24 protein-coding genes, 1 tRNA gene and 1 pseudogene are annotated in these 21,911 nt (G+C 69.8%); 12 read left to right on the top strand and 14 right to left on the bottom strand.

Annotated elements, in window-relative coordinates; translation table 11 throughout:
• Window positions 1-465 precede the first annotated feature (465 nt).
• The gene (locus ACYQPG_RS18160; RefSeq protein WP_147909463.1) at window positions 466-1,887 is read right to left on the bottom strand and encodes an alpha,alpha-trehalose-phosphate synthase (UDP-forming); all 1,422 of its coding nucleotides are present in this window, start codon (window positions 1,885-1,887) and stop codon (window positions 466-468) included.
• Window positions 1,888-2,368: 481 nt separating this feature from the next.
• Here ACYQPG_RS18160 and ACYQPG_RS18155 point away from each other — a divergent pair, with 481 nt between their 5' ends.
• The 4 genes from ACYQPG_RS18155 (at window position 2,369) to ACYQPG_RS18140 (ending at window position 4,542) form a co-directional block, all read left to right on the top strand.
• Window positions 2,369-2,878 carry a hypothetical protein gene (locus ACYQPG_RS18155; RefSeq protein WP_147909464.1) on the top strand — a complete coding sequence of 170 codons (510 nt, stop codon included), beginning with the start codon at window positions 2,369-2,371 and terminating at the stop codon, window positions 2,876-2,878.
• Window positions 2,879-2,882: 4 nt separating this feature from the next.
• On the top strand, window positions 2,883-3,296 hold the full coding sequence (locus ACYQPG_RS18150) for a phage holin family protein (RefSeq protein WP_147855974.1): 414 nt from the start codon (window positions 2,883-2,885) through the stop codon (window positions 3,294-3,296).
• 5 nt (window positions 3,297-3,301) lie between these two features.
• Window positions 3,302-3,673 (top strand): DUF3618 domain-containing protein, encoded by a 372-nt coding sequence (locus tag ACYQPG_RS18145; RefSeq protein ID WP_187193612.1) that lies wholly within the window; start codon window positions 3,302-3,304, stop codon window positions 3,671-3,673.
• 92 nt (window positions 3,674-3,765) lie between these two features.
• Window positions 3,766-4,542: a hypothetical protein gene (locus tag ACYQPG_RS18140; RefSeq protein WP_419828460.1), complete on the top strand. Its 777-nt coding sequence runs from the start codon at window positions 3,766-3,768 to the stop codon at window positions 4,540-4,542.
• A gap of 50 nt (window positions 4,543-4,592) precedes the next feature.
• On the opposite strand, the gene ACYQPG_RS18135 is transcribed toward ACYQPG_RS18140, so the two are convergent.
• The 3 genes from ACYQPG_RS18135 to ACYQPG_RS18125 form a co-directional block, all read right to left on the bottom strand.
• The gene (locus tag ACYQPG_RS18135) at window positions 4,593-6,101 is read right to left on the bottom strand and encodes a malonate--CoA ligase (protein WP_461231425.1); all 1,509 of its coding nucleotides are present in this window, start codon (window positions 6,099-6,101) and stop codon (window positions 4,593-4,595) included.
• Window positions 6,102-6,253: 152 nt separating this feature from the next.
• Entirely contained in the window at window positions 6,254-7,663 is a 1,410-nt protein-coding gene (locus ACYQPG_RS18130; RefSeq protein WP_461231424.1) for a malonyl-CoA decarboxylase, read from the bottom strand.
• A 282-nt stretch (window positions 7,664-7,945) separates the two neighbouring features.
• Window positions 7,946-8,137, bottom strand: coding sequence for a hypothetical protein (locus ACYQPG_RS18125; RefSeq protein WP_147856579.1), 192 nt, complete (start codon window positions 8,135-8,137; stop codon window positions 7,946-7,948).
• A gap of 352 nt (window positions 8,138-8,489) precedes the next feature.
• Here ACYQPG_RS18125 and ACYQPG_RS18120 point away from each other — a divergent pair, with 352 nt between their 5' ends.
• Window positions 8,490-9,665, top strand: coding sequence for an MFS transporter (locus ACYQPG_RS18120; RefSeq protein WP_419828462.1), 1,176 nt, complete (start codon window positions 8,490-8,492; stop codon window positions 9,663-9,665).
• Here the strand turns inward: ACYQPG_RS18120 and cobD are convergent.
• Complete coding sequence (cobD, locus tag ACYQPG_RS18115; protein WP_461231423.1) at window positions 9,658-10,686, bottom strand: threonine-phosphate decarboxylase CobD; 1,029 nt, start codon at window positions 10,684-10,686, stop codon at window positions 9,658-9,660. The two genes, ACYQPG_RS18120 and cobD, sit on opposite strands and share 8 nt — an antisense overlap.
• Here cobD and cbiB point away from each other — a divergent pair.
• Both cbiB and ACYQPG_RS18105 read left to right on the top strand, forming a co-directional pair.
• Window positions 10,678-11,661, top strand: coding sequence for an adenosylcobinamide-phosphate synthase CbiB (cbiB, locus tag ACYQPG_RS18110; RefSeq protein ID WP_187278903.1), 984 nt, complete (start codon window positions 10,678-10,680; stop codon window positions 11,659-11,661). The two genes, cobD and cbiB, sit on opposite strands and share 9 nt — an antisense overlap.
• A gap of 112 nt (window positions 11,662-11,773) precedes the next feature.
• On the top strand, window positions 11,774-12,688 hold the full coding sequence (locus tag ACYQPG_RS18105) for an NAD(P)-dependent oxidoreductase (RefSeq protein WP_147907678.1): 915 nt from the start codon (window positions 11,774-11,776) through the stop codon (window positions 12,686-12,688).
• 5 nt (window positions 12,689-12,693) lie between these two features.
• Here the strand turns inward: ACYQPG_RS18105 and ACYQPG_RS18100 are convergent, their stop codons facing one another.
• The 5 genes from ACYQPG_RS18100 to cobU all read right to left on the bottom strand — a co-directional run bounded on the left by ACYQPG_RS18100 (window position 12,694) and on the right by cobU (window position 17,021).
• Window positions 12,694-12,870, bottom strand: a complete 177-nt coding sequence (locus ACYQPG_RS18100; RefSeq protein ID WP_187193611.1) for a hypothetical protein — start codon at window positions 12,868-12,870, stop codon at window positions 12,694-12,696.
• Between the two features lie 101 nt (window positions 12,871-12,971).
• Entirely contained in the window at window positions 12,972-14,321 is a 1,350-nt protein-coding gene (locus tag ACYQPG_RS18095) for an MFS transporter (RefSeq protein ID WP_147907677.1), read from the bottom strand.
• A gap of 80 nt (window positions 14,322-14,401) precedes the next feature.
• The gene (locus tag ACYQPG_RS18090; RefSeq protein ID WP_461231422.1) at window positions 14,402-15,844 is read right to left on the bottom strand and encodes a cobyric acid synthase; all 1,443 of its coding nucleotides are present in this window, start codon (window positions 15,842-15,844) and stop codon (window positions 14,402-14,404) included.
• A 23-nt stretch (window positions 15,845-15,867) separates the two neighbouring features.
• A complete protein-coding gene (cobO, locus tag ACYQPG_RS18085) occupies window positions 15,868-16,470 on the bottom strand; it encodes a cob(I)yrinic acid a,c-diamide adenosyltransferase (RefSeq protein ID WP_147907675.1) in 603 nt (200 codons plus the stop codon).
• Window positions 16,467-17,021, bottom strand: coding sequence for a bifunctional adenosylcobinamide kinase/adenosylcobinamide-phosphate guanylyltransferase (gene cobU / locus ACYQPG_RS18080; protein WP_187193610.1), 555 nt, complete (start codon window positions 17,019-17,021; stop codon window positions 16,467-16,469). Before cobU ends, cobO begins: the two co-directional genes overlap by 4 nt.
• 106 nt (window positions 17,022-17,127) lie before the next feature.
• Here cobU and ACYQPG_RS18075 point away from each other — a divergent pair.
• From ACYQPG_RS18075 to msrA, 3 genes and pseudogenes are all read left to right on the top strand, one after another.
• A tRNA-Glu gene (locus ACYQPG_RS18075) sits at window positions 17,128-17,203 on the top strand.
• Between the two features lie 282 nt (window positions 17,204-17,485).
• Window positions 17,486-17,692: pseudogene (locus ACYQPG_RS18070) on the top strand (ATP-binding protein); the annotation flags it as partial.
• Between the two features lie 206 nt (window positions 17,693-17,898).
• Window positions 17,899-18,417: a peptide-methionine (S)-S-oxide reductase MsrA gene (gene msrA, locus ACYQPG_RS18065; protein ID WP_147908913.1), complete on the top strand. Its 519-nt coding sequence runs from the start codon at window positions 17,899-17,901 to the stop codon at window positions 18,415-18,417.
• Between the two features lie 55 nt (window positions 18,418-18,472).
• On the opposite strand, the gene ACYQPG_RS18060 is transcribed toward msrA, so the two are convergent.
• The 4 genes from ACYQPG_RS18060 to ACYQPG_RS18045 form a co-directional block, all read right to left on the bottom strand.
• On the bottom strand, window positions 18,473-18,682 hold the full coding sequence (locus tag ACYQPG_RS18060) for a hypothetical protein (protein ID WP_461231421.1): 210 nt from the start codon (window positions 18,680-18,682) through the stop codon (window positions 18,473-18,475).
• 458 nt (window positions 18,683-19,140) lie between these two features.
• Window positions 19,141-19,644 (bottom strand): Ros/MucR family transcriptional regulator, encoded by a 504-nt coding sequence (locus ACYQPG_RS18055; protein ID WP_461231420.1) that lies wholly within the window; start codon window positions 19,642-19,644, stop codon window positions 19,141-19,143.
• A 180-nt stretch (window positions 19,645-19,824) separates the two neighbouring features.
• Window positions 19,825-20,004, bottom strand: a complete 180-nt coding sequence (locus tag ACYQPG_RS18050) for a hypothetical protein (RefSeq protein WP_147908911.1) — start codon at window positions 20,002-20,004, stop codon at window positions 19,825-19,827.
• A 14-nt stretch (window positions 20,005-20,018) separates the two neighbouring features.
• Entirely contained in the window at window positions 20,019-20,651 is a 633-nt protein-coding gene (locus tag ACYQPG_RS18045) for an acyl-homoserine-lactone synthase (RefSeq protein ID WP_147908910.1), read from the bottom strand.
• A gap of 172 nt (window positions 20,652-20,823) precedes the next feature.
• Between ACYQPG_RS18045 and ACYQPG_RS18040 the strand changes: the two genes are divergently transcribed.
• Both ACYQPG_RS18040 and ACYQPG_RS18035 read left to right on the top strand, forming a co-directional pair.
• Window positions 20,824-21,555, top strand: a complete 732-nt coding sequence (locus ACYQPG_RS18040; RefSeq protein WP_147908909.1) for an autoinducer binding domain-containing protein — start codon at window positions 20,824-20,826, stop codon at window positions 21,553-21,555.
• Window positions 21,556-21,599: 44 nt separating this feature from the next.
• The gene (locus ACYQPG_RS18035; protein WP_147908908.1) at window positions 21,600-21,830 is read left to right on the top strand and encodes a hypothetical protein; all 231 of its coding nucleotides are present in this window, start codon (window positions 21,600-21,602) and stop codon (window positions 21,828-21,830) included.
• Window positions 21,831-21,911 lie beyond the last annotated feature (81 nt).

Raw genomic sequence — 21,911 nt, 5'->3', positions numbered from 1 at the left:
GCGATCCCCCCTATCGGATGACCCGCGTCGTCATTCCTGGGGGCCGAAGGCGAGCCCGGACCCAGAACCGCTGTCGGCGCAAGGGTCGGCGCAAGTGTCGGTTCAAGGGGCGGCGCAAGTGCTGGACACGTCGGCGTCTCTGGATCCCGGGCTCCGCTGCACGGCCCCGGGATGACGGCGCGCGGCCGTATCGGTCAGGTCTTCACGAGGGGAAGACCGAGCCTTCCGCCCTGAGCAGAGATCAAAATTCCGACCAGTCTAACCCGGAGCTCTGCGGCGGAGGGAGGCCCCGGAAGAGGGCGAGAGAGAAGGGCGACGGCTGCAGGACAGGGTTTCACCCGTCATGCCGGTCGCGCCTTGTCGGGAAGCCGGGTTCTCGTCTCCCGATGCGGGCCTCACGGCCGGCCCACCCTCCCCCGCAGAGGGGGAAGGGAGAGGCGCGCCTCGGCTGCCGCCCTGATCCGCCTACTCGGCGGCCGCGGCGGCGGTCGGGGGCTCGCGCTCCATGGTGCGGAAGTTCTCCAGCTCCGACAGGAAGTTGCGGGCCCACCAATCCACGTCCTCGCGGGTCATGCGCTCGACCATCGGCTTCCACCGCGCCAGCCGCTCGGCCTTGGGCATGTACAGGGCGGAGCGGATCGCCTCGGCGACCTCGAACCGGTCGTAGGGGTTGATCAGCAGCGCCTCGGGCATCTGCCGGGCCGCGCCGGCGAATTTCGACAGGACCAGGACGCCCGGATCGTCCTCGCTCTGGGCGACCACGTATTCCTTGGCGACGAGGTTCATGCCGTCGCGCATCGGCGTGACCAGGCCGACCCGGGCCGCCCGGTACAGGCCGGCCAGGACCGGGCGCGGGTAGGCCTTGGTGATATACTGGATCGGCGTCCAGGCCGGGTCGCCGAGCGCGCCGTTGATCTCGCCGACCTTCTCGTTCACGTCTCGGGCGAGCTGCTCGTATTCCGGCACCTCGCTGCGGGATTTCGGGGTGATCTGGATGTAGGTGACGTTGCCGCGCTGGTCGGGATTCGAGGCGAAGAAGCTCTCCACGGCCTCCATTCGCTCGGACACGCCCTTGGAATAGTCGAGCCGGTCGACGCCGATCAGCAGCTTACGGGTGCGCAGGCCCGCGATGGTCTCGCGCACCACCTTGTTGGCGTTGGCCTTCTCGGCCGCCTCCTTGAAGCCGGCGACGTCGATCCCGATCGGGAAGGCGCGGATCCGGGTGCGGCGCCCGTCGACCATCAGCGAGCCGCCGCCCAGCGGGATCGCCCGCTGGGTGTCGACCAGGTTGCGCTGCAGGTTCTGGACGTCGGCCTCGGTCTGCAGGCCGATCAGGTCGTAATCGACGATGGCGCGCAGCAGCTCGGTGCTCGCCGGCAGCGAGTTGAACACGTCGGCGGCGGGCCAGGGGATGTGGTGGAAGTAGCCGATCGGGTTGTCGAGCCCGAGGCCGCGCAGCTCGGCGGCCAGCGGCAGCAGGTGGTAGTCGTGCACCCAGATGATGTCGTCGGGCTCGACCAGCTTGGCGAGCGCCCGGGCGAAGGTGCGGTTGACGCGGCTGTAGCCGGCGTAATCCGAGCGCGAGAACGCGCCGAGCCCCAGCCGGTAATGCATGATCGGCCACAGGGCCCGGTTCGCGAAGCCGGCGTAATATTCCAGGTGGTCCTGCGGGGAGAGGTCGACGACGGCGTACTGGACCCGGCCGCGGTCGATCAGCGTCGGCTCCTCGGAGGGCTCCTCCGAGATGTTGCCGCTCCAGCCGAACCACAACCCCTCGTAGGCGGTGAACGCCTCCTTCACGGCGACCGCGAGGCCGCCCGCCGCAACCGCCTTCCCGCCATCCTCGGGGATGGCGACGCGGTTCGATACGATCACAAGGCGTGCCACGCGGGTCGGCTCCGGATCATGGGCGCGGTCCGCGTCGAGGACCGCGCCGCGCCTGCATCGGGACTTCTCTTATAGCAGAACGCGCGGAGTCCCTGCGCGATCCTTTGTCGAAGCAACCCAAGCGTGAAGCCGGGCGCGGGTCAAGTCGAGCACGCCGCCGCGCCGGACAGGATCGCCGCCCTGTCCGGTGCCGGCCTCCGGGTTCCGAACGCCTCCGACGCCCGTCCGGTCAGCCTTCGAAGGCGATGCGAAGGGAAGCCCGGAGCGTGTTGAAGAGCGGGCGAAGCGTCGCCGTTGTGCAAGCGTGGCGGTTCTGCCAGACCGCGCCTGAACGCCGGCTGAGCGGCGGCCGCGAACCCGCGCGGAGCGGTCCTTCGGGATCGGCCGGAACCGGTGACAGCCCAACCGGTTACTCAGCCATCGCGGGGGCCGCGGTCGCCGCAAGCGGCACCATCCCTGCGCCGCGAGGAGTGTTTTCGAGATGGCCGGCAACGAGTTCCCGCAGGACGCGCCGAAGGACCCGCTCAAGGATCCGCTGCACGATGGCCCCGGCGAGCGCGCCCAGTGGCGCGCGCTGCAGGGCGACGTCGAAGGTCTCGCCGACGAAGCCGCCGAGCGCGGCCGCGGCCTGATCGACGCGGCGCGACTCCAGGCCCAGGACTACGTCGAGCGGCGCAAGGGCGACGCCGCGCAGTCGGTCCACGAGCTGGCGCAGACGATCCGCAATTCCGGCCGCGACCTCGGCGACAAGCCGAACGTGCGCGCCTTCTTCGACAGCGCCGCCGACGGCCTCGAGCAGCTCGGCTCCTCGATCGAGCGGCGCAGCCTCGGCGACTTCTACGGTGAGGCCGAGGCTTTCGCCCGGCGCGCTCCGGTAGCGGTGGCGGTGGGGACCTTCGTGGCCGGCCTGATCGCCGCCCGGTTCATCAAGTCGTCGAGCCTGCCGCCGGAAGCCCCGGACGGCGACGCCCGCGACAGCTTCCGGGCCTGAGACCATGGCCCAGGGTCCTGATCCGCGCCAGACCGGCGCCTCCAGCATTCAGAGCCTGATCGGCGATGCGCTGCGGGAGACCAACGAGCTCGCCCGTAAAGAAATCGCGCTGTTCCGCGCCGAGATGGCGGGCAACGTCCGCCAGCTCATCGTCGGCCTGGCCTGCATGGTCGGCTCCGCGGTGTTCGCCGTGGTCGCCCTGCTGGTCCTGATCGGCGCGTTCGTGAAGTGGCTCGCCACCATCGTGGGCTCCGAGTGGCTGTCGGCGCTCATCGTGGGCGGCGTACTGCTGGTCATCGCCGTCGGCATGGCCCTGTGGGCGCGCAGCGTCCTGTCCCTCTCCACCTTGGCGCCGACGCGTACGACGCGCCAGGTGCGCCAGGATGCCCAGGCCCTGTCGGAGCGCGTGTCCGGATGAGTTCGATGACCGACCTCGAGAAGGAAATCGAGGCGAGCCGGGCTCGGCTCGACGACACGATCGACCAGATCCAGGGCAAGCTCTCGGTCCCGAACATCGTGGACGAGATGCTGGGCAACGCCCGACGCACGCCCGCACTGAGTGGCGTATACGACGGGGCCCTGGAGGCGGTGCGCCGCAACCCGGTGCCGGTCCTTCTGATCGCCGCCGGGGTGGGTCTGCTGTTCAACCGGATGGCACGGGATGCCGAACGCCGCCGGACCCAGGTCTCGGCCGAGCGCGTGGCCACGCTCAACACCGGTACGGCCCGCGGCTACGACCCCGATCTCCCGACGGCGCGTCCGCCCCGCGATCCCCTCGAGACGACCGACATCTGACACCCGAACCGTGACGACCCGAGCCCGGCCGGAGAGCCGGGAGGGGCTCCACCCCCCAGGCGCCGCCGCGACGGACATCCGAGGACACCGCCATGACTGACAAGCCGAATCCGTCCAGCCTCCCCGATCAGCTCGCCGCCGCGGCGGGCATGCCGACCGGCTCGAGCGACAGCAGCCTGCGGCCCGATCCGGCCGGCCACGGCGACACCCGCCCGGCTCCCGGCGAGGCGGCGGGCGACTTCACGCTCCGCCCCGACCCGCGCGGGCTGCACGATCCGCTTCCGCACGGCGCCGCGGCCCGGCCGATCGACGCGGCCGCCACCGCGCGGGAGAACGCCCAGGCGGCCGGCGAGCGCGCCAGCGATCTCGCCGGACAGGCCCGCCAAACCGTATCGGAGTTGGCCGACGACATCGGCGACCGCCTCGGTAGCGCCGCCGACCAGGCCCGCGCGCGGGCCGCTTCGGCCTATGACGATGCCCGGGAGCGTGCCGGGGCGCTGCATAAGCGCAACCTGCGGGCGCTCGACGACATCACCACCCAGGGGATCGACGGTCTCCAGCGCGGCCGCAGCGCGGTCGAGCGCTTCGTGGACGACAATCCGCTGCTGGTGGGCGTCGTCGGCGTCGCCGCCGGCCTGCTGCTCGGCGCGCTGCTGCCGCGCACCCGCCAGGAGGACCGCAACATCGGTCCCTGGGCCGACGAGGTCCGCGACCAGGGTCTGCGCTACGCCCGCGAGGTGACCAGTATGGGCCGCGAGTTCGTTCAGACCGCCCTCGACCCGGACAACCTCAACGCGGCGGTCCGCAAGGCCACGGATCCCGACGGGCATACGCCGCCGGAGAACGAGCGAACCGCACACAACCTCTGATCACGACGAGGAAACCGCCCGCTGGCCCCGAGGCCAGCGGGCGGTTTCTTTTACGCGCGATACAGCCCCGCATGCGTCTCACGGAGCAGGTTCTTCTGGACCTTGCCCATGGTGTTGCGGGGCAGTTCGTCCACGAACAGCACGCGCTTGGGGCATTTGAACCGGGCGAGACGCTCCTCCAGAGCCGCCAGCACGCCGGACTCGTCCGGCGCGTTCGCGCCGCCGACCACCACGGCTGTGACGGCTTCACCGAAATCCGGGTGTGCCAGTCCGATCACCGCGGATTCGACCACGCCCGGCAGGGCGTCGATCTCGGTTTCGACCTCCTTGGGGTAGACGTTGAAGCCCCCTGAGATGATCAGATCCTTGCCGCGCCCGACGATGTGGACGTAGCCCCGGGCATCGACCTTGCCGAGGTCGCCGGAGATGAAGAAGCCGTCCGGCCTGAACTCGGCCGCGGTCTTCTCCGGCATCCGCCAGTAGCCCTTGAACACGTTTGGGCCCTTGACCTCGATCATGCCGACCGCATCCGGGCCCAGCACCGCGCCGGTCTCGGGATCGACCACCCGCAGGGATACACCCGGCAGCGGAAATCCGACCGTGCCGGCGACCCGGTCCCCCGTGTAGGGGTTCGAGGTGCTCATGTTGGTCTCGGTCATGCCGTAGCGCTCGAGGATGGCGTGGCCGGTGCGGGCCTGCCAGTCCCGGTGCGTCTCCGCGAGCAGCGGTGCCGAGCCCGATACAAACAGCCGCATGCCTTTCGCCGCGTCGGGGGTCAGGCCCGGCTCCTTCAGGAGGCGCGTGTAGAAGGTCGGCACGCCCATCAGGGCGGTCGCCCGGCCCATCAGGCTCAGGATCAGCTTCGGATCGAGGCGCGGCAGGAACAGCATGGTGCCGCCGCTCGCCAGCACCGTGTTGGTCGCCACGAACAGCCCGTGGGTGTGGAACACCGGCAGGGCGTGGATCAGCACGTCGTCGGCGGTGAAGCGCCAGATCTCGACCAGCGTGCGGGCGTTCGAGGCGAGGTTGTCGTGGGTCAGCATGGCGCCCTTGGAGCGCCCGGTCGTGCCCGAGGTGTACAGGATCGCGGCGAGATCCTCCGGGCCGCGGGGCACGTCCGTGATATCCGTGTCCTGTCGGTCCGCGGCCTCGGCGGCGCTGCCGGTCCCCGCGGCATCCAGCGTCCAGGTCTCGCGGATGCCGGAGGCGGCTCCGGCGAGGGCGTCGCGCCGGCCCGGGTCGCAGACGAAGATCGTGGGCTCGGCATCGCCGAGGAAATATTCGATCTCCGCCGGGGTGTAGGCCGTGTTGAGCGGCAGGAACACGGCGCCGGCCCGTACGACGCCGAGATAGAGGAAGATCACCTCCGGGCTCTTCTCGACCTGGACCGCCACCCGGTCGCCGGGCTGCACGCCCGCCGCCCGCAGGGCCGCCGCGTAGGCGCCGGAGCGGGCGATCAGGTCCGCGTAACTGTATCGGCGCCCGTCCGGCGTCTCGATCACGGTCTTGGCAGGATCCGGAACGCCGTCCCGGACCAGGGAGAAGAGGTGGTTCGTCATCGTGAGGCTTGAGCTATCACGGGCCATGGGGTTCAGGCAGCCATAGAACCGTTGGCGACCGCCCCGCAATCGCAGGCCGGCTTTCCGCCATGACGTTCACCGGGCGTCGATGCGCGAACCGAGATCCCCTTCAGGGTGAGGAAGCCCCCGGCTCACGCCTCGGCGAGCACCACGGCCCGCGGCGGCGGCAGCTTGGTGCGCAGCTCCCGGGTGACTGCCGGCGAAGCCGCCACGGTGCCGAGATTGGCGTAGGTCTCGTGGTTCTTCTCGATCGCCGCCAGGTCGTAGAGGTAGTTCACCATCAAGCCGTGCGACTGGGCTAGCCCCTTCTTCGCGGTGTCGCCGAGGAAGTTGATCCGGTCCAGCCGGGCGCCGTTGCCGAGGTGGAACCGGGCCACCGGGTCGAGCGGGCGCCCGCGCTCGTTCTTGGCGCGCAGGAAATAGGCGGCCGCGGCCGGGATCAGCGCCTTGCGCACCGCCTCGGCCCGGGCCTTGTCGGCGTGCCAGTCCGGATCGTCCAGGGCCCGCAGGATCTCCACATCCTCGGGCAGCAGCCCCTGCGGACTGTCGGCCCGGCGCTCCCGGGCGAGCCAGGCCGCGAAGCCGGGCACCGGCGAGAGCGTGACGAAGGTCTTCAGCGAGGGCACCTCGCGGGTCAGATCCTCCACCACCTGCTTGATCAGAAAATTGCCGAAGGTGACGCCGGCCAAGCCCTTCTGGCAGTTCGAGATCGAGTAGAAGACCGCCGTGGTGGCCGCCCGCGGCTGCAGCGGCTTGCGTTCCTGCGACAGGATCGGGGCGATCGCCGGGGCGACCTGCTCGGTGAGCGCGACCTCGACGAAGATCAGCGGCTCGTCGGCCAGGGCCGGGTGGAAGAACGCGAAGCAGCGCCGGTCCGGCGGCTCGATCCGGGCGCGCAGGTCGTCCCACCCGGAGATCGCGTGCACCGCCTCGTACCGGATGATCTTCTCGAGGATATGGGCCGGCGTGGTCCAGTCGATGTGCCGCAGCACCAGGAAGCCCCGGTTGAACCAGGATGCGAACAGGTGCTCGAAATCGGAATCGAGGCTGTCGACCGCGTCGAGCACCACCGGGTCCGCCTCGGCCCCGGTGCGCAGCGCCTTGCGCAGGTGGAACAGGTCCTCGCGCATCCGCACCAGGCTCAGCGTGCCGCCGCGGGCGAGGTTGAGGCGGCGAATCAGCTCCTGGCTGCGCGGCTCGGCGGCCTCATGCAGGGTGCCGAGGCGGGCGCGGGTCGGATCGGCCCGGTAGGCGGCGATCGCCTCGTCGACGGCGGCGTGGTCCGCGTCGAAATCCAGCGCGATCGCCCGCAGGAAGACATGACGCTCCGGCTGGCCGAAGCTGGCGTAGCGGTCGAGGATCAGCCGCGCCAGCGCCACCCCGGAGGCCTCGCCGCGCCGGGAGATCAGGTCCTCGCACAGCTTGACCAGCTCGCCCGCGCTGGCACGGCCGCCGATCTCGCCGCGTCCGATGCCGATCAGGTCGCGGCCGCGCTCGCTGATGGTCTGGAGCAGGTCGCCGAAGAAGGAGATCGCCGCCATGACCCTTGCACTGACCCCTGTCGGACCTGACGTCTCTCCGGACCCGTCCGCCGGTCTGCGGAGCGGGACGCCCTCGTCCCGTCACGCAGGGACACGGCGGTTCCCGGCTCCGTCCGCCATTCTATGGTGGCGCAGCCGTCCCGACCAGAGCTTGAGCGGTCGCACGAACCAACGAACGCCCACCCTGCAACTCGAAGACGAACACCGTGTGACGGGTGGAACCAGGGGTTCACCAAGCACCGTCCCGAACGACGGCGTTCGGGGAGGATGCGACGCGGACCCTCAGAGGCGCTCGGCCAGGGTGGCGAGGTCGGCCCGCTCCCGCCAGTCGCCGAGGCCGTGCTGGCGGGCGAAGCGGAGTTCGGCCGCCCGGAGCGCACGTTCCGGATCGCGGGCCCGCGTGATCTCGACGGACCCGATGGTGAAGGGTACCCCGAGGATCTCCCGGGCGAACTCGACGCGGTAGTTCGGCATCCCGTACTCCCTGCTGCAGCGGTTCCGACGTCGCCATGCGGAACGAAACCAGCCCCAGGACCGTATCCGGATGAGGAGCCCCGGTCGGCTTCGGCTGGTCTTCGGCCCTTGGGACGCGACCGGCAGCGCTTCCGCTGCGGACGGCCTGAACCGCGTCGACCGGATATGGTGCGGGGCGCGGGCCCGTGAAGGGGTTCGGGGCGTGGCGGAGGGCTGCAGGCCCGGCGCTTGCCGGACGGCGCGCTCTGCCCGTATCGATCTCGGCCCTGCCCTCCCTCACCCGTACGGACCTCACGATGGCCCCCATCACGGCCCTCCCGCGGCGGCGCGCCCGCCTGCTCCCGATCCTGCCGTGACCACCATCCTCGACGCGAAGGCCCGGCTCGGCCTGACGCTGATCGCCGGCGGGGCGGTCGCCAACATCTATTACAATCAGCCGCTGCTCGGCCTGATCGTATCCGAATTCGGCGACGCCGCCGCCCTCTGGGTGCCGACCACGGCCCTGGTCGGCTACGGGCTCGGCATCATCGGGCTCGTGCCCCTGGGCGACGCCCTGCCCCGCCGCCGCCTGATCGTGGCCCAATGCCTCGGGCTCTCCGTGGCACTGCTCGCCGTCGGCCTCGCGCCGAACCTCGCCTGCCTGGCCCTGGCCCATCTGGTGGTCGGCGTCCTCGCCTGCGCGGCGCAGCAGGCGGTGCCGTTCGCGGCCGAGCTTGCCCCGGATGCGAGCCGCGGGCGGATCGTCGGCCAGGTGATGACCGGACTGCTCACCGGTATCCTGCTCGCCCGCACGGCGAGCGGGTTCCTGGGGGCGCATCTCGGCTGGCGGGCGGTGTTCCTGGCCGCCTCGCTCCTGGCGCTCGTCATGGCGGGCATCGCCCGCGCCACCCTGCCGCACACGCCGCAGACCCATCCGCTGCGCTATCGTGCCCTGATGCTGTCGATCCTGCACCTCGCCCGGTCGCAGCCGGTCCTGCGCACCGCGAGCCTGTCGCAGGCGCTGCTGTTCGCCGCGTTCAACGCCTTCTGGGCGACCCTCGCGCTGCTGGTCGAGGGCCCGCCCTTCGGGCTGTCCGCCGCCGGGGCGGGGCTGTTCGGGGTGATCGGGGTCTGCGGCGCGTTCGTCGCCCCCGTGTCGGGCCGCTTCACCGACCGGAGTGGCGCCCGGCCCGTGGTGCTCGGCGGCAGCCTGATGGTCGCCCTGTCGTTCCTGGTGCTGTGGGCCGGGGGCACGTGGTCGCTCGTCGCCGTCGGGCTCGGCGTCCTGCTGATCGATATCGGCATGAACGGCGCGCTCATCGCCAACCAGACCCGGGCCTACGCCCTGGTGCCGGGGGCCCGGGGCCGCATCAACACCGTGCTGTTCACGACCCTGTTCGTGTTCGGGGCGCTCGGCGCCTTCGCGGGCTCGCAGGCGTTCCTGATGGTCGGCTGGCCGGGGGTCTGCGCTGTGGGGCTGGTCTTCTCGGTGCTGGCCGTGCTGGTGGCGGCCCGCGACCGGCACGGGCTGGCAGCGCCGTCTACCTGAGCACCCGCGACAGGCGACACCACGCCGCCTTCCCGGCCGGCAGGCCGAAGCGCAGGCGCTCGGGCCGCTCGGGGAAGCGCCGCACCGCGATGCCGCCCTCGGCGAGCCGCCGGTACAGGCCCGGGCCGTCCGCGAAGTCTGCGGTGCGGAACAGGCTGGTGCCGCCGATGACGGTTCCGCCGCCGCGGGCGATCAGCCGGTCGAGGCGGCCCGCATCCGCCGCCCGCGACCGGGCCGCCTCCGCGCGCCAGTCCACGTCCGCCAGGGCCGCCCGCCCGATCGCCAGGGCCGGCCCCGACACCGCCCAGGGACCGAGCGCCGTGGCGATCCGGCCCGCCGTCCCGGAATCCGTCACCGCGAAGCCGAGGCGCAGGCCGGCGAGCCCGTAGGTCTTGCCGAAGGAGCGCAGCACCACGAGCCCAGGTCCGACATGCGGGCACAGGCTCGCCACCGGCTCCAGGTCCGCGAAGGCCTCGTCGGCGACCAGCAGGCCGCCGCGGGCGCGCAGCGTTTCCGCCAAGGCGAGCCGATCGGCGAGCGGATGGGTCCGCCCGTCCGGGTTGTTCGGATCCACCAGCACCGCGACGGCCGCATCGCCGACCGTCTGGATCCCGTCGACCTGCGCCACCGCGTGCCCCGCCCGCGCCCAGGCGGCGGCGTGCTCGGCATAGGTCGGGCCGACAACCGCCACCCGGGTCGGGGCCACCATCCGGGGCAGGGTCTCGATCAGGATCTGGGTGCCGGGGGCGGGCACGACCTGGGCGGCGCCCGGAGCCCCGTACGCCGCCGCGGCCGCCTCCCGTAGGGCCTCGACCTCGGCGGCGGCGGGAAGCCGCGTCCAGGCGCTGGCCTCCATCGGCGGCACGCGATACGGGACCGGATTGATCCCCGTCGAGAGGTCGAGCCAGGGTTCCGGCGCGTCTGGAAAGGCGTCCCGAAGCCCGCCGAGATCGCCGCCATGGGGGATGACACCCGGGATCGCCCCCGGCCTCGGAGCGGGATTCCAGAAACGATGGTTCATCCGCCCGACACGCTCGCCATCCTCGCCCTTGCCCTCGGGATCGAGGCGGCGTCCGGCTACCCGGACGCGCTCTACAAGGCCATCGGCCACCCTGTCACCTGGATCGGCCGGCTGATTTCCTGGCTGGAGCGTGGCCTGAATCGCGGTTCCGGGCGCCGCCGCCGGGTCGCGGGCTGCGTCGCGCTGGTGCTTCTTCTGGCGATCACGGGGCTTCCGGCCTGGGCGCTCACCGGCCTCGCCCTGTGGGCGGGTCCCCTCCCCGCCTTCCTGCTGCTCGGCCTGCTCTGCGCGAGCCTGCCGGCGCAGCGCAGTCTCAACGACCACGTCGCGGCCGTGGAGACCGCCCTGCGCGACGGCGGCCTGGCGGCCGGGCGCCGCGCCGTGTCGATGATCGTCGGGCGCGACCCGGACCAGCTCGACACGCCGGCGGTGTGCCGCGCCGCCATCGAGAGCCTGGCGGAGAATTTTTCCGACGGGATCGTGGCGCCGGCCTTCTGGATCGGGTGTCTGGGCCTGCCCGGCGGCGCACTCTACAAGGCGATCAACACCGCCGACAGCATGATCGGCCATCGCAGCCCGCGCTACGCGGCCTTCGGCTGGGCGGCCGCCCGGCTCGACGACCTGGTGAACCTGCCGGCCTCCCGGCTCGCCGGCCTGCTGATCGTCTGTGCGGCGCTCCTGCGCGGCGCCGACGCACGCGGCGGCCTCCGGGCGATGGCCCGCGATGCCGGCCGGCACCGCTCGCCCAATGCCGGCTGGCCCGAAGCCGCCATGGCCGGTGCGCTCGGCCTGAGGCTCGCGGGTCCGCGGGTCTATGACGGCACCCGCGTCCCCGACGCGCATATGGGCGACGGCCGGGCCGAGGCCACGGCCGACGACATCGCCCGGGCCCTGACCCTCTACCGCACGGCCTGCCTGCTTCAGGGCGGCCTCGTCCTCACCCTGCTCGCCCTCTGGTTCGCCGTGCTGGGCTGACCCGACGGCACCGCCTGCGCCAGGGCTCTGGGTTGCATCATTTTTTTCGAAAGCCGGGACCCGCCTTTCGGGAGGATGCGCTACGCTGGGTTGAGCGGTCAGGGAGAAGCCGATGCGCGCGGTGTTCGTCGATGCCAGCGAGACCCTGGCGGCGGTGGCGCACCGCCTGCTGCGGCCGGACGATCCCGCGTTCGCGATCAACCTCCAGCCCGACATCGCCCCGGAGGACCTGCCCGCCCTGCTGGCCGGCGCAGAGATCGCGGTGATCGACCACACCGCCCTCCCGGTCGACGTGGCCCGCGCCTGCACGGGATTGCGGCACGTGGTGTTCCTGGGCACCGGCGCCCGCAGCTACATGGACCCGGAAGCGCTCCGGACCGCATGCGGCGTCACGGTCCACACGATCAAGGGCTACGGCGACACCGCGGTCGCGGAATGCGCCTTCGCGCTGATGTGGGCCGCCGCCCGGGGCCTGCCCGAGATGGACCGGGCCATACGGGCGGGGCGGTGGCTGCGCACCGAGGCGATCCAGCTCACCGGCAAGACCGTCGGACTGATCGGCTTCGGCGGGATCGCGGGCGAGATGGCACGGCTCTGCCACGGCGCAGGCCTGCGGGTGCTGGCCTGGAACCGGACGCCGAAGACGCATCAGGGCGTCGCGTTCGTGTCCTTGGAACAGCTGCTGCAAGAGAGCGACGTGGTCTCGCTCCACCTGCTCCTGACCGACGAGACCCGCGGCTTCCTGTCGGCAGCGCGCATCGCCGCGCAGAAGCCCGGCGCGATCCTGATCAACACCGCCCGGGGGGCGTTGATCGACGAGGATGCCCTCGTCGAGGCGCTTCGCACGGGGCGGATCGCCGCGGCCGGGCTCGACGTGTTCGCGGTCGAGCCGCTTCCCGGCGACCACCCGCTCGCGGGCCTGCCGAACGTCGTCCTGTCGGCGCATTCGGCCTTCCGCACGCCCGAGGCCAGCGACAACCTGATCGGCGCCGCCCTCGACCATTGCCGGCGGATTGCCGTCGGCTGATCCCGTCAGTGCTCGGTGCCGGGCATGTTCGCGCGCGGCGTGCCGCCGTGATCGCGGATCACGCTGGAGCGTTCCGGCGAACCCTTGGCGTCGGCGACCTGCTTCCGTGCTGCGGCGGCCAGGAACCAGACGCCGCCCAGAGTGCCCAGGGCGAGGATCAGAAGCGGAATGCCTTCGCTCATTGCGGTACCCTCATCGATGATGTCCCGCGGGAGCGCGAGGTCACATCATCGTGCCGGATTGAGCGGCACGATGAAGGATAACGCGCGATGACGACCGATGTTCAGGCGGCGCGGGGCCTCGTCGTCGCCGCCCCGCGCTTGGCCGCATCCCGCCGCAGGGCGGAGAGCACCACGAACATCGCCCCGGCGCCGATCGCCAGGCAGGCGGACAGGAACAGCATCGGCACGAGGTCGCTCTTGGTCTGGTCGCGGATGAACGGGACCATGTTCTGCGCGACGAAGCCGCCGAGGTTGCCGACCGAGTTGATCGCCGCGATCCCGGCCGCCGCGGTCGCCCCGCGCAGGAAGGTCGCGGGCATCGACCAGAATACCGGCTGGGCCGAGAACGTCCCAGCCGCCGCCACGCACAGGCACGCGAACTTCACGGCGTTGCCCGGCAGGATGACGCTCAACGCCAGCCCGGTCGCCCCGACCAGCGCCGGCCCGACCACGTGCCAGGTCAGGGCGTTGCCCTGGGCGCTCGTGCGGGCGGCGTGGCGGGGAACCCACCACAGGGCGACGGCCGTGGCGACCCACGGGATGATGTTCAGGAAGCCGTTGGTGAGGTTCGAGACGCCGAAGCCCTTGACCACCGTGGGCAGCCAGTAGCCGAGCCCGTAGGCGGCCAGCGGCAGCGATACGTAGACCCCGGCGAGCATCAGCACGCGCTTGTCGAGGAGCGCCGCGAAGGGGTTGCCGTGATCCACGAGGCCGCCGCCCTCGCGCTCGGCCCGGAGCGTCCGAGCGAGCCAGTCGCGCTGGTCCTGGGACAGCCAGGGCGCCGTCTCGGGGCCGTTCGGTAGGACCAGCAGCACGATCGCGGTCATCACGATCGCCGGCGCCCCGGTGGCCAGGAACACCCATTGCCAGCCCGCCAGCCCCAGGACCCCGTCGAGGCCGAGCAGCGCCCCGCCGATCGCCGCCCCCACCGCGTTGGCCACCGCGCTGGCGATCATGAACCAGCCGATCATCCGAGCCCGGTGCTCCTGCGGGAACCAGAGGGTCAGCGCGAACAGCACGCCGGGGAAGAAGCCGGCCTCCGCGGCGCCGAGCAGGAAGCGCAGCACGTAGAACATCGCGGCGTTCTGGGTGAAGCCGAGGAGGAGCGTGACGATGCCCCAGGTGAACATGATCCGGGCGAACCAGACCCGTGCGCCGACCCGCTCGAGGAACACGTTGGCGGGCACCTCGAACAGGAAGTAGCCCAGGAAGAACAGCGACGCGCCGAGGCCGTAGGCGGTCTCGCTGAGACCCAGGCTGCCGACCATGTCCAGCTTGGCGTAGGACACGTTCTGCCGGTCGATATACGCGATCAGGTAGAGGAGGCCGAGCAGCGGCATCAGCCGCAATGTCACCGTGCGGACGGTGCTCTCGGCGAAATCTTCCCCAGCCGGGGATTGCGTGGGGGGCATCTGGCGTTTCCTCTGGGTCCGTGCGGCCCCTCGTGGCGAGGGCCGGCATTACACAGAGTAATCCCTGGCCCGGCCCTCGCCTACCGGGCAAGCGCCAGCAGCCGGTCGCAGTCGACATGGGCCGCGATGTGTCGCGCCAGGCCGTCGAGCGCCGCCTCGACCCCGGCCTCGTAGCCCGCCCCCTCCGAGACCGTGCCGAGGCGGGCGAGCCAAGCCGCGCGCTGGGCATCGTGTGCGAACAGCCCGTGCACGTAGGTCCCGGCCACAAGCCCGTCCGCCGAGACCGCCCCGTCGGTGCGCCCGTCGGAGAGCCGCAGCAGCGGCCGGGCCGCGTCGGGGCCGTGCGTGGCGCCGATATGCATCTCGTAGCCCGAGAACGGCACCGCATCGGACAGGCTCGTGCCGGTGGCTTCGGCAAGGCGCTTGTGCGGTGTCATCACGGTATCGACGTCGAGGAGCCCGAGCCCCGGCACCGTGCGGGGCGCCCCCTCGATCCCGTGCGGATCGGCGAGGCTGCGCCCCAGCATCTGGTAGCCGCCGCACAGGCCGAGCACCCGCCCGCCCCGCCGGACATGGGCGCGCAGATCGACGTCCCAGCCCTCGGCCCGGAAGAAGTCCAGGTCGTCGATGGTGGTCTTGGAGCCCGGCAGCAGGACCAGGGCGGCGTCCGCCGGGATCGGCGTTCCGGGGCGCACCAGCACCACCGACACCCCGGGCTCGGCCCGGAGCGGGTCGAGGTCGTCGAAATTGGCGATGCGCGGAAGCACCGGCACCGCCACCGTAACGGTCCCGGCCGGGCGCGGCCCGGAACCCGCCAGCCCGAGCACGTCCTCGGCCGGAAGGCGCGCGGCCGCGGGGAAGTGCGGCACGAGGCCGAGCGGCGCCCAGCCGGTCCGCTCGGCGATCAGCCGCATCCCGTCGGCGAACAGGCTCGGGTCGCCCCGGAAGCGGTTGACGATGAAGCCGGCGATCATCGCGGCGTCGGCGGGATCGATCACCGCCCTTGTGCCGACGAGGCTGGCGATCACTCCGCCCCGGTCGATGTCGCCGACCAGCACCACCGGCGTGTCGGTGGCCCGGGCAAAGCCCATATTGGCGATGTCCCCGGCCCGGAGGTTCACCTCGGAGGCCGAGCCCGCGCCCTCGACCAGCACGAGATCGGCCTCCGCGGCCAGGTGCGAAAAGCTCTCCAGGACGGCGGGCATCAGCCGGGGCTTCCAGGCCTGGTAGTCGCGGGCCTTCACGGTGGCGACCATCCGCCCCTGCACCACCACCTGGGAGCCGACCTCGCTCTGGGGCTTGAGCAGGACCGGGTTCATGTGCACGGACGGCGCCACCCGGGCGGCCCGGGCCTGGAGCGCCTGGGCCCGGCCGATCTCGCCGCCATCCGGCGTGACGGCGGCGTTGTTCGACATGTTCTGCGGCTTGAACGGCCGCACCGCCAAGCCCCGGTCGGTGAAGGCGCGCGCCAGCCCCGCCACGAGCAGCGACTTGCCGACATCGGAGCCGGTGCCCTGGATCATCAGGGCCTTCTTGCGCGTGGGCTTCAGAACTCGATCCCCTCCTGAGCCTTCACGCCGGCCGAGAAGTGGTGCTTCACGCTGCCCATCTCGGTGACGAGGTCGGCGGCCTCGATCAGGGCCGGTTTGGCGTTGCGGCCGGTGACGACCACGTGCAGGTCCGGCCGGCGCGCCTGCAGCGCGGCGACCACGGCATCAAGGTCGAGATACTCGTAGCGCAGGGCGATGTTGAGCTCGTCGAGGACGAGCAGGCGGATCGTGGGATCGGCCATCAGGCCCTCGGCCACGTCCCAGGCGTGGCGGCAGGCGGCGATGTCCCGGGCCTTGTCCTGGGTCTCCCAGGTGAACCCCTCCCCCAGCGTGTGCCAGGCGACCTTGTCGCCGAACACCGCGACCGCGTGGCGCTCGCCGGTATCCCAGCCGCCCTTGATGAACTGGACCATGCCAACCCGCCAGCCGCGACCCAGCGCCCGCAGCATCAGCCCGAGCGCCGCCGTGCTCTTGCCCTTGCCGGGGCCGGTATGGACCATGAGCAGGCCCTTCTCGACGGTCTTGGCTGCCACCTCGGCATCCTGCACGGCCTTGCGCTTCTCCATCTTCTCGCGGTGGCGGGTCGCGTCGTCGCTCATGCGGAGGCTCCGGGAATGAGGGCTTGTACGGGGGCTTGCGGCTTCACCACGAGCGGCAGGCCCGCCACGGTGAGCACGACCCGGTCGGCCCGGGCGGCGAGCCGCTGGTGCAGGCGCCCGGCCTCGTCGCGGAAGCGGCGGGCGAGGGCGTTGTCCGGCACGATCCCGAGCCCGACCTCGTTGCCGACCAGCACCAGCGGACCCGGCGCCCGCGCGCAGGCGGCGATGAGCCGCGCCACCGCGTCCTCCAGGTCGGCTTCGGCCAGGATCAGATTGGTGAGCCACAGGGTGAGGCAATCGACCAGGACGGCCCCCTCGGCCTCGGCAACCGCCTCCGGCAGAGCGAGCGGAACGTCGCGGGTCCGCCACGCTCCGGTGCGCCGGGCGCGGTGCTGGGCGATGCGCGCGACCATCTCGCCGTCGAACGCCTGCGCGGTGGCGAGGTAGAGCCACGGGCCGGGGCAGGCCTCGATCAGCCCCTCCGCGTAGGCGCTCTTGCCGGAACGCGCCCCGCCGAGGACGAGGGTCATGCGGGGCGGGATCTGCGGCATGCCCCTCCATCGCCCCAACCCGTCCCGGGGTCAAACCCGAGCCCGCGTGCGGATCGACGGTTGCCGGACGCGCCGCCGCCGACTATAGAACCCCGGCCTAGCCAAAGCGCCCTTCGTCTAGCGGTCCAGGACGTCGCCCTTTCACGGCGAAAACACGGGTTCGATTCCCGTAGGGCGCGCCAGGGTTTTCAGGCGCTTAACTTATACTGTTCTGGCCGGCGTCCAGTTTGTGCCCAGTCGAACGGGATGGACAACCCTGGACGATGGTGGCTTCGGTCGGCCATCAGCATGTCGCCAATTCCGACCGATGGAGCGTCGCGCTTGCCTGAACCGTGGGCGTTGGCTCGGGATGGGTTCAAGCTATGCTCAGCGGCACGGTTCCGATCTTGCGGTTTATCCGGCCTCGTCCCCCCCCCTTTCATCCCTGCTGCCTCGCAGCCGCGCGCCTATGAAGGTGCACACTGTCGGGCGGCCAGCTCCTGTTCCACCTAATCGGCAAGCTCTCCGAGACCACCACGATCGTGGTCACCACCAACCTCGCCTTCGGGGAATGGCCCAGCGTCTTCGCCGGCGACGCCAAAATGACCCCGGCGCTGCTCGACCGGCTCGTCCACCATTGCGGGATCGTCGAGACCGGCAAGGAGAACTGGCGCTTCCAGAACCGCGCCTGAGGCCGGCACACGCATCGCGTCCGCTGGCCCCCGATCTGACCGGCTGTGCCCCCTCGACTCGCTACGCCGGGCTGATCAGGGGCGTCCCGCCATACCCATCCTAGGGGTCAATGTTCAACGCTGTTTGACAGCAGGTAGACCGGGCCATGGGGTAAGCGCAGTCGGAGCCCCTATCTAGGAGTGTGCAGGAGCTTACGGAGGACAACATGGGTAGCGAGAGAGCGGTGCTGGCAGGCGGATGCTTCTGGGGTATGCAAGACCTGATCCGGCGTCAGGAAGGCGTGCTGTCGACCCGGGTCGGCTACACCGGCGGCGACGTGCCGAACGCCACTTACCGCAACCACGGCACCCACGCTGAGGCCATCGAAATCGTCTACGACCCGACACGGACGAGCTTCCGGCGCGTGCTGGAGTTCTTTTTCCAGATCCACGACCCCACCACCCCGAACCGCCAAGGCAACGATCGCGGCCTGAGCTACCGTTCGGCGATCTACTACACCGACGACGACCAGCGTCGGGTGGCGGAGGACACCATCGCCGACGTCGACGCGTCCGGCCTGTGGCCCGGGAAGGTCGTGACCGAGGTGGCGCCCGCCGAAGACTTCTGGGAGGCCGAGCCCGAACACCAGGATTACCTGGAGCGGCGGCCCGATGGGTACACCTGCCACTTCGTCAGACCGAACTGGGCCCTTCCCGTACGGTCCGCGGCCGCGCAGAATTCCTGATCCACCGAAAGGCGTTGGCGCACCTGAGCGTCAACGCCGCAACGAGGGGCCGCGATTATCGTAAAGTCGCAGATTCCCCGTCCTCCAGGCGCCGTTCCTCGCCATCGGGACCGCCCCGTGCGACGTGGTCGCTCAGGCGGCCCAGGTGCTCGAAGACGTGTTCGAACGCCGCCGTGACAGCTTTCTCGAATGACCCGTCGCCCTTGCCGTGGGCGTCCTTGAGGGCGCCAAGCAGGGCGCGGTGCTTCTCAGTATCGGCAGACATGCGTTTCTCCCGGCCGGCGACCGTACCGACTTGGTGAGCCAAGCTCCTTCATCGGTCCCGGTTCCTGTCGGGTGACGCCCGCTCCGATCGCAGGGTGCCGTTCACCACCGGTCACGCGAGGAGCGGGGCCTGGTAAAGAGCCTGCCGCTCTTTGGGATAGAGGACCGAACCGGATGGTTCGTGCCGAATGCGTTTAATTGCGGCATCAAGCACCTGATCGTTGCAATCTCATCGCTGGCGGCATGACTGCTTCCCGCCAACTGGGGAAAAACCCACGCCATGCTTTTGCCGCCCGTCTCACCGTTGACGTGACCTGACCCCTCAAAAGTCGTCCTCCCTGAGGTATGGCTTTGAGCCATGCTGGCGTTGACCCCGTTTGCCAACCAAGGCCTGTGCAAGGTCTCGGGCTGGTGAGGGTCCCCGGGTCTTGGTCCGGCCGAAAGGTGAGCCTCCGGGTCTCACTCGGCGGCCTGTTGCGGGCGCCGAACACTCTGTGCCCCCGGTACCCCAAGACCGATCGCCTTCGCGATCGCCGAGCGTTGCTCGGCGTAGCTGGGGGCCACAGTCGGGTAGTCGTTGGGCAGGCGGTAGCGGGCACGGTACGTCTCAGGCGTAAGGCCGTGGGCGGTGAGATGTCGCTTTAGGGTTCTGTACAAACGTCCGTCGATAAAGCTCATGATGTGGTCATGCTGGACCGACCTGCGGATCTGTGCAGGACTCGGGACTTCAGTGGTTGCGATGGCTGAACGGCGTTCGTCGGATGGCTGCTCCAGGTTGCAAAGTGCCCAGTGAATGGACTCGAACAAACCTGGCAGATCGGTCGCCGCGATGTGATTGTTGGTGACATAGGCGGCCGTGATCTCAGCTGCTAGCTCAAGGCATGAGTGTGGCAGTGATTCTTGAGAAGACATTTTGGGCATTGGATTTTTCCTTACATGGCCTTCTGCTGTCGGCGAAAGCATGAGACTGATTCCTCTTGCTGGATCTTGGCATGGCCAGTAAGTATTCGAAGGAATCAGGGGCCTGCCGCTGGATTTTCGGCCAGTTCCAGCGACAGGAAGATGCTATTGGGCGGCAACATAAGATGTGCGGCGGCGCGGTTTTTAGGTTTCGCTACCTGGAGATGTTGTGCGGGATGATCGTCATTTCAGCTTGGAAAGGCGAAATCCAAGTTCGATCAGTACAACGTCAACAAGTTCGCGTAGCTGCGGATCGACCAGTTCGTTGACGGTCTGTCGCAGATCCAGGGCCTGCTCGGCGGCGCGCCTTATGAGCTCACCCCCGTTGTCGACATGGCTGCCATCGGCCAGCGCGTTGCTCATGAAGGCGGCCTTCTTTAGCTTGCCAACCGGGCGGCGACCCGGCTCTCCGGCGCCAAGACCGAGTCCGTGCTCCCGCGCATCTTCTGGAGTTGTCGGAGGCTGCGGCCGTCGAAGCCGGCATTGACCGCGACGATCTCGACGTCATCGATCGTCTGCGGAAGCCCAAGGGGCAGGGCATGGATGTGCAGCTGAAGCAGCCGTAGAAGCCAACTCGTTGGCATCTCGGAGACGAAGCCTTTCAGGCCACGAGGCAGCCCCCACTCGACGATGCCCGTGAGAATGGCCAGAGCTGTTGGATTGAGCCGACGGCCCGAGGTGCGGGCGGGGCCGGCGACGCCGATCCGACTCCACTCGACGATATGCGGCGAGGCGGGTGGCACGCCTTCGCAAAGCTGCGGCAAATGCGTGGACAGAACGTAGGGGCGTAAAGTTGGGAGGAGCCTGGAGTATCCCACAACCTCATCGTCGTCGACTGCGAGAAGATGGACGGCATGTTCATCGTCGAACTCGTCGATCTCACGCTCGTCATCGCGCGCGATTGCCGCCCAGCCCATCTCCTCCACGAAAATTCTATGCCGCAGGCGCCACGCTTGCTCCATTAGCTCTCGGTTATGATCGATATTCGCGGCAGTGATGACTTTAATCATGAAACACCTCCGTGCTTGGTGTGCCCGCCCGACGAGGCGCGCGACACCACGCGAACGCGTGGTGTCCGCCTGTTTGTTGCGCGGTGCGGGCTATTTCCGGAGATGAGGTCTCGGTGCTATCGTCGGTTGAACCGCGGCTCGAAGCTTTCGAGAGCAGACGATAGGGGCTGTCGTGAGCCGAAAATCACTCGATCACACGCTCAAGTTGCTTAAAGAGCTTGACCGAGCCGGCAGCGTTCCCGAGGTGGTTTCAACGGTACACCGCCAACTCGCGGGTTTTGGGATCGACGCGATCATCGCCGGGCTTCTCCCTACATCGTCCGCCTTAACCAGCTTCAATCGGCAGTTCCTGGTGATGGAAAGCGTTCCCGACGAGTGGCGGCAACGGTACCTGCATCGGCGCTACGCCGCACACGATCCGATCGTCGTGCAAACCCTGCACAGGCAGACGGGATTTGGCTGGCGCGACCCCGCACTTCCGTCGCCGACGTCGGAGACCGCTGTTCAAATCATGAACGAGGCGGCCGAGTTCGGCCTTCGCGACGGCTACACGGTCCCCCTGACGACCGTCGAGGGTGAGATCGGCGGGATGAGCTTTGCCGGCCGCCGGCTCGAGATAGCCCCCGAGCATCGCGGAATGCTGACGCTTGTCGCCAGCTACGCCTTCGGTCACGGCCTACTTGTGCGCGGCCAGCCAATCGAACAATCCGCTGGCCTTTCACCGCGCGAGCGTGAGACCCTTCAGTGGACCGCTGAGGGCAAAACCGACTGGGAAATCGGCGAGATCATGGGCATCTCGGAACATGGGGTCGACTCACACCTGCGCGGGGTGCGCACGAAACTTCGAACACGCAATCGGGCTCAGTCTGTGGCCGAGGGTTTCCGGCTCGGTTTGATCGTCTAGGTAGGAGGCATCCCGCATCGGCCGACAGAGGATTCGGATAGCCCTTGGCGCACGACGAGCGAGACGATCATCTCCTGCGATTGATTGCGGCAGCCCTCAGCGTACCTGCGCAAGTGTTTGCGACTGAAAGTGCTGTCGAACTGGACAAAGCCGGTGATCTGCACGGCACCTACCTGCTCGCCAGGTTGATCCGGGCTTTCCGCGCACTGCCGAACGACGATGAACGGCTTGAGGCGCTCCGCATAATCGAAGCGCGCATAACGCGGACCTCTTGATGCAGGCCGCACATCGCAGGCCGCTGAAGATGGGTCCGGTCACCACCGTCTGAGCGGCCATGAACGACGGGATCTGGCCGA

The organism is Methylobacterium sp. CM6246 (assembly GCF_054818005.1).
The sequence above is the reverse complement of the archived record's forward strand: the minus strand, read 5'-3'. Positions and strand labels throughout refer to the sequence as shown.